We start from the raw sequence: 12,545 nt of genomic DNA, 5'->3' as shown, positions 1-12,545 counted from the left end.
TTTCAGCAGTTAGAATGTGTAACAAATTTTAAAAAACAACTACTTATTAATAATTCAAAAGTTTTTGTACTTTTAAAATCTAATTTAATAGCAGCCTACGCGCAGTAGGAGGTCAAAAATCATATATTCTAATGGCAAACCCGCTAATCAAAATAACCAATATAAAACGAGATTTTGTACTTGGAAATGAAATCGTTTATGTTCTAAAAGGCATTAATTTAGAAATAAATAAAGGCGAATATGTTGCATTAATGGGACCTTCAGGATCTGGAAAATCAACTTTAATGAATTTATTAGGCTGTTTAGACACACCAACTTCCGGGACTTATATTCTGAACGGAAAGGACGTCAGCCAGATGAAAGATGATGAGTTAGCTGAAATTCGAAACAAAGAAATCGGATTCGTTTTCCAGACTTTCAACCTTTTACCCCGAACAACCGCCTTAGACAACGTGGCTTTACCGATGATTTACGCCGGTTATTCTAAATCAGAAAGAAACAAACGCGCCACTGAAGTTCTTGAACAGGTAAATCTTGCCGACAGAATGGACCACCAGCCCAATCAATTGTCAGGAGGACAACGCCAGCGTGTAGCCATTGCCCGCGCTTTGGTCAACAAACCCTCTATCATCCTTGCCGATGAACCAACCGGAAATCTGGACAGCAAAACATCACTCGAAATCATGAAACTTTTTGGAGACATTCACGCCAATGGCAACACCGTGATTCTGGTAACACACGAGGAGGAAATTGCTGAATATGCTCACAGAGTCATTCGTTTGCGTGACGGACTTATTGAAAGCGATACAACCAAATAGTTTTTTTTTCGGGAGCTTTTTCCGGCTATACGCTCTATCTCTTTCTTGCCATTCTTCCTTCGTCTGAATGTCAAGAAAGAGGATGCCGCTTTTATCCGGGCTAGGAAATCCCAAACACGATACCATTTAATTTTCCAAATAACACCTACTCAAAAATGAAAATCGCTATACTAACCTGCGAAAAACTTCCAGATTTAAATCCCGAAGATCGAAAAATAATTCCGGCTTTAGCCAAACATAATATAGAAGCCACCGCCGCTATTTGGGATGACAAAACCATCAATTGGAATGATTTTGATTATTTAATTTTTCGCAATACTTGGGACTATTTCGAAAAAGAAACCGAGTTTAAAATTTGGCTTGACCAAATAGCGCAACTGGAAATAAAAACGCTGAACCCAATTAAAATAATCACGCAAAACATTCATAAGTTCTATTTGCGTGAAATGGAACAGCAAGGAATCACCATTTTGCCTACCGTTTTCATTGACAAGACAGAACATCTCAATCTTGTTGAACTGATTCCTCCACACTGGAAAAAAGCCGTAATAAAACCGGCATTTTCGGCAGGATCTTATCTTACCGAAGTTTTCGAAATTTCCGAAATTCAAGCCATTAGCGAGAAATACAAAACTATTGCGGCTGACAAAGAATTGCTTTTGCAGGAATTCATGCCGGAAATTCAAACATTGGGTGAAACTTCTTTTATCTTTTTCAATAAAAAATTCTCTCACGCGGTAAATAAAAAACCCGTTGAAGGCGATTTTAGAGTACAATCCCTCTTTGGAGGAAAATATACTTTGGTTCAACCTAATAAGGAAGTGATTGAAAAAGCACAAAAAATTGTTGATTCGTTACCAAAGGATCTACTGTATGCAAGAGTTGACGGAATCCTTATTGAAAACGAACTCTATTTAATGGAAATTGAATGTATAGAACCCGATTTATATTTTGATCTAAGTGAAAATTCACTGGAACGATTTGTTGCGGCAATAATAAAATTAATAGCCTAAATTTGTTTTTTTTTAAAATCAAATAAACCTTCGATGGATGAAAGTATATACAAAAACTGGAGATAAAGGAACAACAGCACTCTTTGGAGGAACCAGAGTTCCAAAAGACCATGCCCGAATAGAAAGTTACGGAACCGTTGACGAATTAAATTCTCATATTGGTTTGATTCGCGATCAAGAAATGAATGCGCATTACAAAGAAATTCTTATTGAAATTCAGGATCGTTTATTTACTGTTGGTGCTATTTTAGCAACGCCTGCGGAAAAAGTAGTAATGAAAAATGGGGAACTTCGTTTGAAAAACCTGGGAATTATCGAATCTGATATTGAATTATTAGAAAATGAAATTGATGCTATGGAAGAAGCATTACCTCCAATGACTCATTTTGTACTTCCTGGCGGACACACTACCGTGTCATATTGTCATATTGCACGCTGTGTTTGTCGAAGAGCAGAGCGTTTAGCGGTCCATTTAAGCCACAATGAACCCGTTGCTGAAATCGCAATCAAGTACTTGAACCGACTTTCTGACTACCTTTTTGTGTTGGCACGAAAGTTGTCTCATGACTTGAAAGCTGCCGAAGTTCAATGGATTCCGAGGAAGTAGTTGGGAGTTTAAAGTTGTAAGTTTGCAGTTTAAAGCTGAACAATAATTCTGAAGCGTCGGGACCAAACACTGAATACTAATTAAAACGTTCTTAACTTTAACTAAAAATAAATCATTTTTTACTTGTATTTTTCAGTAAAAAATTTATTTTTGCACAAAACTAAATCGACAACAGATGTATTGGACATTAGAATTAGCATCCTATCTTAGTGATGCACCGTGGCCTGCTAACAAAGACGAACTTATTGACTACGCTATTAGAGCAGGGGCTCCATTAGAGGTAGTAGAAAACCTTCAATCTATCGAGGATGAAGGCGAAATATATGAATCAATGGAAGAAATATGGCCAGATTATCCTACGGACGAAGATTATCTTTGGAATGAGGATGAATATTAAAAGGTAAACCAATAAAAAAGTCTCAAAAGAGGCTTTTTTTTGGTTTAAATTTACAGAATTACACAATTAGAAATAAAAACATATCATGAGTTTTATAAATAGTATTATTAAAGTCTTTGTTGGGGATAAATCTCAAAAAGATGTCAAAGCCTTACAACCTTATCTCAACAAAATAAAAACTTTCGAAGAACCTCTAAAAACATTATCACATGATGAACTTAGAGAGAGAACGATCTTTTTTAAAGACAAAATAAAACAAGCTCGTTCGGAAAAAGACACGAAAATTGAAGCTCTGAAACAAGAAGTTGAAAACATTGTAGATATTGATAAAAGAGAAGATATCTACGTAGCTATTGACGCACTTGAAAAAGAAGCCTACGATATTTCGGAAAAAACATTGATGGAAATTCTTCCTGAAGCTTTTGCAGTGGTAAAAGAAACAGCAAGACGTTTTAAAGACAACACGCAAATAGTGGTAACGGCAACTCCAAAAGACCGTGAACTTTCAGCAACAAAAAGTTACATTACCTTAGATGGTGATACTTCTATTTGGGCAAATTCATGGAGTGCTGCAGGGAAAGAAATTACTTGGGACATGATTCACTATGATGTTCAATTGATTGGCGGAATGGTTTTGCATGAGGGAAAAGTAGCTGAAATGCAAACAGGTGAAGGAAAAACATTAGTGGCAACTTTACCGCTTTACTTGAATGCATTGACTGGAAACGGTGTGCATTTAGTAACCGTAAATGATTATTTGGCAAAAAGAGATAGCACCTGGAAAGCGCCATTATTCGAATTCCATGGTATGTCTGTAGAGTGTATTGACAATTACCAACCAAGTTCAGAAGGAAGAAAAAAAGCTTACGACGCTGATATCACATACGGAACCAATAATGAATTTGGTTTTGACTATTTAAGAGATAACATGGCACATTCGCCAGAGGATCTAGTGCAACGAAAACACAATTTCGCGATTGTCGATGAGGTCGATTCAGTTTTAATTGATGATGCCAGAACTCCATTAATTATTTCAGGTCCGGTTCCGCAAGGAGATCGTCACGAATTCATGGAAATGAAACCGAAAATTGAAAACTTAGTAAGCATACAGAGACAGTTGGCAAACGGTTTTTTATCTGAAGCAAAAAAGTTAATCAAGGAGGCGAAAACTAAAGAAGGTGGAGTTCAATTACTTAGAGCTTACAGAGCGTTGCCAAAAAATAAAGCATTAATCAAGTTTTTGAGTGAAGAAGGAATTAAACAATTGCTTCAAAAAACTGAAAATCAATACATGCAGGATAACAAAAGAGAAATGCACAAGATTGATGAGGCATTGTATTTTGTTATAGAAGAAAAAAACAATCAAGTTGAATTGACAGATAACGGAATTCAATACCTTTCTGGAGATACTGATGCTGACTTTTTTGTACTTCCGGACATTGGAACTGAAATTGCCGCTATCGAAAAGAAAAAATTAGATAAAGACACGGAAGCTGAAGAAAAAGAAAAATTGTTTCAGGATTTCGGTGTAAAAAGCGAACGTATTCACACTTTGACACAACTTTTGAAAGCCTACGCTTTATTCGAAAAAGATGTAGAATATGTAATCATGGATAATAAAATCATGATTGTTGATGAGCAAACCGGTCGTATCATGGATGGTCGTCGTTATTCTGACGGATTGCACCAAGCGATTGAAGCCAAAGAAAATGTAAAAATCGAAGCAGCTACTCAAACATTTGCAACCGTTACGTTACAGAATTACTTCAGAATGTACAACAAACTGGGAGGAATGACTGGAACTGCAGTAACTGAAGCGGGTGAGTTGTGGCAAATATATAAATTAGACGTTGTAGAAATTCCTACGAACAGAGGAATGGCAAGAAAAGACAAAGAGGATTTTATTTATAAAACGACTCGTGAAAAATTCAATGCCGTAATTGAAGACGTTACCGAATTATCTAAAGCAGGAAGACCGGTTTTAATAGGTACGACTTCTGTAGAGATTTCAGAATTATTAAGCCGAATGTTGAAAATGCGTGGTGTTGCACACAACGTATTGAATGCAAAGATGCACAAACAAGAAGCGCAAATTGTTGAAGAAGCCGGAAAACCAGGAGTTGTAACTATTGCAACAAACATGGCGGGACGTGGTACCGATATTAAATTATCTGCCGAAGTAAAAGCCGCTGGGGGATTAGCAATTGTAGGAACAGAGCGTCATGATTCACGTCGTGTTGACCGTCAGTTGCGTGGTCGTGCAGGACGTCAGGGCGATCCTGGAAGTTCTCAGTTTTACGTTTCTCTTGAAGATAACCTAATGCGTTTGTTTGGTTCCGAAAGAGTCGCTAAAGTAATGGACCGAATGGGATTACAGGAAGGTGAAGTGATTCAACATTCGATGATGACAAAATCGATTGAACGTGCTCAGAAAAAAGTAGAAGAAAACAACTTTGGCGTTCGTAAACGTTTATTGGAATACGATGATGTTATGAATGCACAACGTGAAGTAGTTTACAAACGTCGTCGTCATGCTTTGTTTGGAGAGCGATTGAAATTGGATATTGCCAACATGCTTTATGATACCTGCGAACTAATCATTGATGATAATAAAGCAACTAATAATTTCAAAAACTTTGAATTTGAATTGATTCGTTATTTCTCAATCACGTCACCGGTTACCGAAAGTGAGTTCACTAAGTTGAGCGAAATGGAGTTAACAGGAAAAGTGTATAAAGCAACATTAGAATATTATACAGAGAAAACGGAAAGAAGTGCCAGAGAAGCTTTCCCAATCATAAAAAGCGTTTACGAAGATAAAAACAACCAATTTGAGCGCATCGTTGTTCCGTTTACGGATGGAATAAAATCGTTGAATGTGGTTACTGATTTGAAAACAGCTTATGACACAAAAGGTGCGCAATTAGTGGCTGATTTCGAGAAAAACATCACTCTGGCAATTGTAGATGAAGCTTGGAAAAAACACTTGCGTAAAATGGACGAATTGAAACAATCGGTTCAATTAGCCGTTCACGAGCAAAAAGATCCGTTGCTAATTTACAAACTGGAAGCCTTCAATTTGTTTAGAGCCATGATTGACAATGTCAACAAAGAGGTAATTTCATTCTTGTTCAAAGGTGATTTACCGGCTCAGGAAAACCAACAAATTCAAGAAGCGAAAGAAGTTGCTCCAGTAGAAGATTACACTACTTCGAAAGATGAAATCATCAGTAGTGAAGCTTCAAATCGTGAAGCTGGTCAAACGCAACAACGACAAGTTACCGAAACTATCGTGAGAGATATGCCAAAAATCAATCGCAATGACAACGTAACGATTCAAAACGTGGCTAACGGACAAACACAAGAAATGAAATATAAAAAAGCCGAAAGCCTAATCGCTTCAGGACAATGGGTTATTGTAAACTAATAATCGTTTCGATACCTTACAATTAAATTCTCCAATTACGAAAGTAGTTGGGGAATTTTTTTTTATTCTAAATTTATTTCAGGATCTTTTTTAAATGTTATTTTAAATCTTTTTCAGGATTTATCCTGAATTTATTTCAGTAGCAATTTCCCGCCTTACGCTGCAAGCGATTTGGTTTCAAACCCTTTTTCTAGCCGCTGGCAGGAGCTTCCTTTGGTCGCTCTGCCACCACCAGAAAAAAGTGGTTTTCAACCGGCATAGGCTTTCCGCTACTGTCGGGGCTAGGGATTTTGTGATAAATAAGTCCGTTTACAGTTTACCTTAATAATCCTGCATCGAAAAAATATATGTTTGAAAAAAAAACGAATTACTGTTTTCTTTATAAGTATTTTCATCTATTTATTTATATATTTGAAAATAAATAAAGGATGACATTATCAGACATATCAATCCAATTATGGAGTAATAAATCTGATAACGTCAGACTTATATAATAGTTAGCTGCAATATTAAAAACCTGACAAATAATAAAAATGGATTTAAACGCATATACTCGAACAATTAGTACATTATTTTCAACTAATGTAAAATATGTTGTCCCAAGATTCCAAAGAGAGTATTCTTGGACTAAGGATGAAGTTTCAGAATTATGACACGATGTAATAAACAATCTAAAAATTAAAGACGGTAGAATTGAAAATTTGGAATACTTCATCGGTTCATTAGTTTTAATTGGTGAAGATAAATCGCCAGAGATGCTAATAGTTGATGGTCAGCAGAGGCTAACAACAATAACGATAGTACTATCAGCTTTAGTAGAAACGTTCAAAAGTGTTGGTGAAAATGATTTAGCACAAGGAATTTATAGTACATATATCGAAGGAAAAGACGTGAGATATAAACCTTTTTTCAAATTAGAAAATGAAAATCCTAAACCTTTTTTACAAGAATCAATTCAACACATTACAAAAAAAGAAAATCAACCGCAAAATAAAGAAGAAAAAACTCTTTGGGAGTCATATTTGTATTTTATAAATAAGTTTAAAATTGACAGTTTAAAAAAAGATATAAAATTCTGGAATGATATTTCTGGAACAAATAGTCAAAAACAGTTGGCAATTCTAGAAGCAGTCCGTGATGAAATCTTACTTAATTTAAAAGTCATTTACATCACTGTTGCAAACGAAGATGATGCATACATGATTTTTGAAACACTTAATGCGAGAGGAAAAAATTTATCATCCGTTGATCTAATAAAGAACGATTTATTCAAGGTTCTTAATGGGACTCACCCAGATGATACAGCAAAACGAAATTGGAAGCAAATTCAACATAGTTTATCATCAAGGGCAACAAAAATCAACTTTGAAACATTTTTTAGACATTTTTGGCTTTCTAAATATAATTTTGTAACAGAGTCTAAAATCTACAAAAATTTCAAAATTGAAAGTAATAAAGATTCATTTAATCATTATGATTTTATTATTGATTTAGAAAAAGAGGGAGCTATTTATAATAAAATAGCAAACCCTTTAAAGAGCGATTGGCCAGATCAAAACGATGCAACAGTCTTTAATAGTTTAAATGCATTAAGTTTATTTCAAATAACTCAAATCAGGACATTTATATTAGCCTTAATAAAAAAAAGAGACGATCGCTTAATTAATCATTCTGATTTTTGTAGAGTATTAAATGAAATGGAAAAATTCCATTTCAAATATTCGGGTATTTCTTCTTTAAAAATGAATATTTTTGAAGGTAAGTATTCAAAAACAGCTAGAGATTTAAGAAGATCAACAACAAAAGCTAAATCAAAAGAAGTTATTGAGCAATTATTATCATTCTACAGTGAAAAAGAACCGCCTTATGAGTTATTTAAACAAAAATTTTCTGAGTTAAAATTCACAAATCAATATACACGCGATAAAAAATTAATTCAATATATTTTTAGCAAAATTGAAAATTCCTATAGAAATACAGATGAACTCTCAATCAATAAAATAACGTTAGAACATATTGACCCACAAACAAATGGAAATGGAAATTATGGCTGGTTAGGAAATATTTTACCATTAGATAAGTTACTAAATGAGCAGTGTGGAGATAAAAATTTTATTGACAAATTACCTATTTATAAGCAATCTGATCTAAAAATAGTTCAAGAGTTTCTTTGCAAAAATAAATTAGAAACATCTTATCATCAGGCTAATCAAGATCAATGGTTTGATTTTTTAGCCGACGTTGCTTACAATCGAACATGGAAACTGGAAAAATAAATACTGCAGCTAACCCAGCACCCACTAGCGCTCGTTTGCAACGAGTGCCAACTTAAATTATAAAAACAAATCATAGCGTTTGCAACGAGACTAACTAGTATAGAATTATTTTTAAAAAAGATACTTCCTCGCTTCTTTAACAAGTTGTAAACCGTTAACGAAAACCATAAAAAAAAGAATAAATATTAAACCTTAAAATAAATTACAAAATGAAAAAAATGATTAAAATTAGTTCGCTTTTAGTTTTTGCAATGCTTTTGAATAGTTGCGCTTCTGGGTATAAAAAAATAAATCCTGAAACAATAAATTACGCTTCAAAAAGTATTGAAAACAATATTTTACTAGAATACAAATATGATTTGTTAGGAAAAAAATATAAAAAGAAAGAAACTAAAAATAACATTAAGCTAATTGCAGTTAAGATTACAAATAATACCGAAAAAGAAATAGTTTTGGGAAGAGATTTTAAACTTTCTTATGAAAACGGTAATGAAGTTAGTTTAATTGAAACTGAAAAATTATTTAAAACTATCAAACAAAGTCCAACTTCCTATTTATGGTACTTACTTTTAGCTCCAGTTCAATTACAATCAGGAACTACAACCACATCAAATGGATTTTATACTGAAACTAAACCTGCAAACACATTTCCAATTGGATTGATAGCAGGCCCAGGATTAGCTGCTGGTAATATGATTGCTGCAAGTTCAGCAAATAAGAATTTTAAAAATGAATTAATACAATTTGATCTTAATGGAAAAACAATCAAACAAGGCGAAACCGTTTATGGATTGATTGGTTCAAATTCGAATAGCTATGATTCACTTAAAGTAAAGGTGCAATAACAGTCCTAAAAATAAATAATTTTTTCGTAAATGGTGCGCAAATGTCTCTGACTTTGCGCAATTTTTATAACTTGAAAGTATTATAAAGTGGCTGACTTTCATAAACCTGTTTTAGTATCGGAACGTTAGCAAATATCTTAAAAAATAAAGAAGTTAAATAATTAGAAATAACTATGAAAAAAATAATTTTAATTACAATAATCCTTTTAATGGGGCAAAATTTTGCAAATGCGCATACTTGTGAAAATGAAACTGTAAAATGCCCAATAGATGGACAAAACGTAACATTTTGTGTAACGATGAGTATGACAACTTTTGGTTCTTTTAAAGATTTTCAACAGCAAGGTGCAATTGGAGAACATTACGAAGGACTAATAAACACTTGTCCAAAATGTCATTTTTCCGGTTATATTGATGACTTCAAAACAGAACTGACTGGAGAAGAAAAAATTAAAATCAATGAATATCTAACAAAATTTGATGACACGAAAATTGACGATGCGAAACAATGTTTGATTGCGGGCGAAATCAAGGAATTACAAAAAAAATCAAATAAAGAAATTGCCTTTTGTTATGTCACAGGTTCGTATTTATTACGCAATAATGATAAACAAGTTGAATTTAGAAAAGAATTCCAATCAAAAGCTAAAGATAATTTGATTTCAGCTTTAGATAAAAATGAATATGAAGACAAATCAGTAATTGCAAACATTAATTATTTAATTGCTGAAATGGAAAGAAGAATTGGAAATTTTGATGAAGCAATTAAACATTATGATTTAGCAATCAGCGATTCAAATAAAAAAGATTGGGTCGAAAAAATTGCGAAAGAACAAAAAGAATTAGCAATAAAACAAGACGAAGATAATAAAATATAAAAAACCATCTGCCAAAAGATACTAAAACGGAGTTGGCAATTGGCTCCATAAATACAATACAGCTCAAAGCTAATGTCCCCGATATCGCGGATTTGAAATCCGTGCGCACAACGACAAGCGTTAATCAATAGAAAATGCAAGATCTGTTTGCTTCGCTCCTCGCTATGACCATGAAATGGTCAGTTATCACTTTTTAAGCAACAATTGAAGATTAATAAACTATGCACTTTTTCTGCATCGACATTTATAATCTGCAATTTGAAAATTTCAAACAGGTACAGTAAAATATAATATAATTGATTGTTGTAATGGGCACGGATTACAAATCCGCATTATCGGATATTGAATTGATTTTTTCAGCCTACATCAACCTGATTGATTCCTATTTATTTAGACAATATCTAAAAGTATTGGCTTTGTCTTTTGAGGTTCTAACACCGGTTTTTAACGCTTTTTATAGATTGTTTTAATTTAAGAATGAAGAATGCTTTTTTCCAAAAAAAATTTCAATTATAGTTTAAATCACATAAATTTATTTACTGATTAACTGAAACGAGTTGGTTAGGAGGTTTTTAGAAGAAATGACGTTACCAGTAATTCTAAAAGACACCGTAAATGAAATTAACGTTAATACAAAAATTTAAATCTTTAGAGCCGTTTCCAATCGACTTGCCAGACTTTGTTGTTTTGACAGGTATAAACGGTGCTGGTAAAACGCAATCATTGACAGTAATTATGCAAAATCAATTAATTGTCACTGATGTAAACAGTACAGAATTAAATCCCAAAAAATATGTAACATCTCAAACTTTATCTCCAAACGAAAGTGCAATTGTAACGAGAGAACAGGTAAATGGGAATACTCAAAATTTATGGAATCAATTCAATCAATACTTACAGAATAGGCAAAACAATCCAAGTTTTACACTTGAAAATAATGTATTTGGACACAATGCACCACAAATCAAAGTAATAGATAGAATAGCAAAAAGTGCTAAAAAGACGAAGGAAGAATTAAACTCAGACGACTGCTTTAATCATTACCCACTTGAAGATGGCCTGACCCAATCTGATGTTTTTTACCAAAACTTCTCTAGCTTGTTTAAGCGTGATCAGGATAAACTGGATGATAATGAATACCGACAATATAGAAATCAAACAAAAGGACATACCGAAATAACATTTCTGACTAACAAAGAATTTATAAATACATTTGGAGAAGGTCCTTGGGAATTTGTAAATAAAATCATTAAGGAGGCAAGTTTAGACTATCATATAAACTCTCCTGCAAATGGCCATAAAGACGCTCCGTTTGAGCTTAAACTAGTAAGTAATTTTAATAATACAGAAATTCAATTTGGAGATTTATCTTGTGGGGAAAAAGTGCTTATGTCTTTAGCTTTAGCTCTGTATAATTCAAATTTTGATATTGAGTTTCCAAAAATCTTACTGATGGACGAACCCGATGCTTCTTTGCATCCTTCTATGTCAAAAAAGTTTCTTGATGTTATTCAAAATGTATTTGTGAATGAGAAAAAAGTAACAGTTATAATTACAACACATTCTCCTTCAACAGTAACTTTAACACTAAAGGAATTAATATTTGTTGTAAACAAAACAGGAGTTAGAATTGAAAAAGCTAACAAATATAAAGCACTTAAAATTCTAACCGCTGGTGTACCTTCGTTTAGCGTAAATTATGAGAACAGAAGACAGATATTTGTCGAAAGCCCAAATGAGGTAACTTATACGAAAAATTATATCAACAGCTTGCAAATCACCTTATCCCTGAAATATCGCTTAGTTTTATTTCATCGGGAGAAAGTAAAACAGACAAAAATGGAATTAAAGTTTCTAGTTGCGGACAGGTTATAAACATCATGGAAACATTAAGAAAAGCAGGCAATAAATTTGTTTCGGAAATAATTGATTGGGACACAACAAATATCAGCAATCAAGATGTAAAAGTCCTTGGCAATGGCAATAGATATAGGATTGAAAATTACATACTAGACCCATTATTAATAGGAGCATTACTATTAAGGGAAAAAATAATTACAAAAGAAGAATTGAACTTAAACACGAATGAAACCTACATAGATTTTAAAAATTTCAACAAAGAAAGAATTACTAGATTCAACTAATTAATGCAACTTTTAGGGGGAAGATAAAGACATTTTTTCAAAAGAAAGGACTTTTAAAAAGCCCTCTCTCTCGAATGGAATAAATGTTCTTTATTTGCTCCTGACCAAAGTTGTAAATAATGAGCCACTTAACCAGCGAA

11 protein-coding genes are annotated in these 12,545 nt (G+C 33.2%); all 11 read left to right on the top strand.

Annotated features, from left to right (window positions below; translation table 11 throughout):
* The first annotated feature begins 131 nt into the window (after positions 1-131).
* The 11 genes from ACP7AV_RS13985 (at position 132) to ACP7AV_RS13935 (ending at position 12,405) form a co-directional block, all read left to right on the top strand.
* A complete protein-coding gene (locus ACP7AV_RS13985; RefSeq protein WP_426092481.1) occupies positions 132-818 on the top strand; it encodes an ABC transporter ATP-binding protein in 687 nt (228 codons plus the stop codon).
* Positions 819-973: 155 nt separating this feature from the next.
* Complete coding sequence (locus ACP7AV_RS13980) at positions 974-1,831, top strand: ATP-grasp domain-containing protein (RefSeq protein WP_426064569.1); 858 nt, start codon at positions 974-976, stop codon at positions 1,829-1,831.
* A gap of 37 nt (positions 1,832-1,868) precedes the next feature.
* The gene (locus ACP7AV_RS13975; RefSeq protein WP_426092480.1) at positions 1,869-2,438 is read left to right on the top strand and encodes a cob(I)yrinic acid a,c-diamide adenosyltransferase; all 570 of its coding nucleotides are present in this window, start codon (positions 1,869-1,871) and stop codon (positions 2,436-2,438) included.
* Positions 2,439-2,613: 175 nt separating this feature from the next.
* The gene (locus tag ACP7AV_RS13970; RefSeq protein ID WP_007138072.1) at positions 2,614-2,835 is read left to right on the top strand and encodes a DUF2795 domain-containing protein; all 222 of its coding nucleotides are present in this window, start codon (positions 2,614-2,616) and stop codon (positions 2,833-2,835) included.
* Between the two features lie 85 nt (positions 2,836-2,920).
* Positions 2,921-6,262, top strand: coding sequence for a preprotein translocase subunit SecA (gene secA / locus ACP7AV_RS13965; protein ID WP_426092479.1), 3,342 nt, complete (start codon positions 2,921-2,923; stop codon positions 6,260-6,262).
* A 662-nt stretch (positions 6,263-6,924) separates the two neighbouring features.
* The gene (locus ACP7AV_RS13960) at positions 6,925-8,538 is read left to right on the top strand and encodes a DUF262 domain-containing protein (RefSeq protein ID WP_426092574.1); all 1,614 of its coding nucleotides are present in this window, start codon (positions 6,925-6,927) and stop codon (positions 8,536-8,538) included.
* A gap of 209 nt (positions 8,539-8,747) precedes the next feature.
* Positions 8,748-9,383 (top strand): hypothetical protein, encoded by a 636-nt coding sequence (locus ACP7AV_RS13955; RefSeq protein ID WP_426092478.1) that lies wholly within the window; start codon positions 8,748-8,750, stop codon positions 9,381-9,383.
* Between the two features lie 173 nt (positions 9,384-9,556).
* Positions 9,557-10,261 carry a DUF2225 domain-containing protein gene (locus ACP7AV_RS13950; protein ID WP_426092477.1) on the top strand — a complete coding sequence of 235 codons (705 nt, stop codon included), beginning with the start codon at positions 9,557-9,559 and terminating at the stop codon, positions 10,259-10,261.
* A gap of 308 nt (positions 10,262-10,569) precedes the next feature.
* On the top strand, positions 10,570-10,731 hold the full coding sequence (locus ACP7AV_RS13945) for a hypothetical protein (RefSeq protein WP_426092476.1): 162 nt from the start codon (positions 10,570-10,572) through the stop codon (positions 10,729-10,731).
* Positions 10,732-10,876: 145 nt separating this feature from the next.
* A complete protein-coding gene (locus ACP7AV_RS13940; RefSeq protein WP_426092475.1) occupies positions 10,877-12,136 on the top strand; it encodes an AAA family ATPase in 1,260 nt (419 codons plus the stop codon).
* A gap of 5 nt (positions 12,137-12,141) precedes the next feature.
* Positions 12,142-12,405: a hypothetical protein gene (locus ACP7AV_RS13935; protein WP_426092474.1), complete on the top strand. Its 264-nt coding sequence runs from the start codon at positions 12,142-12,144 to the stop codon at positions 12,403-12,405.
* The last annotated feature ends 140 nt before the right edge of the window (positions 12,406-12,545 follow it).

This window comes from Flavobacterium sp. DSR3-2, from assembly GCF_049896525.1.
GTDB lineage: Bacteria > Bacteroidota > Bacteroidia > Flavobacteriales > Flavobacteriaceae > Flavobacterium.
The sequence above is the reverse complement of the archived record's forward strand: the minus strand, read 5'-3'. Positions and strand labels throughout refer to the sequence as shown.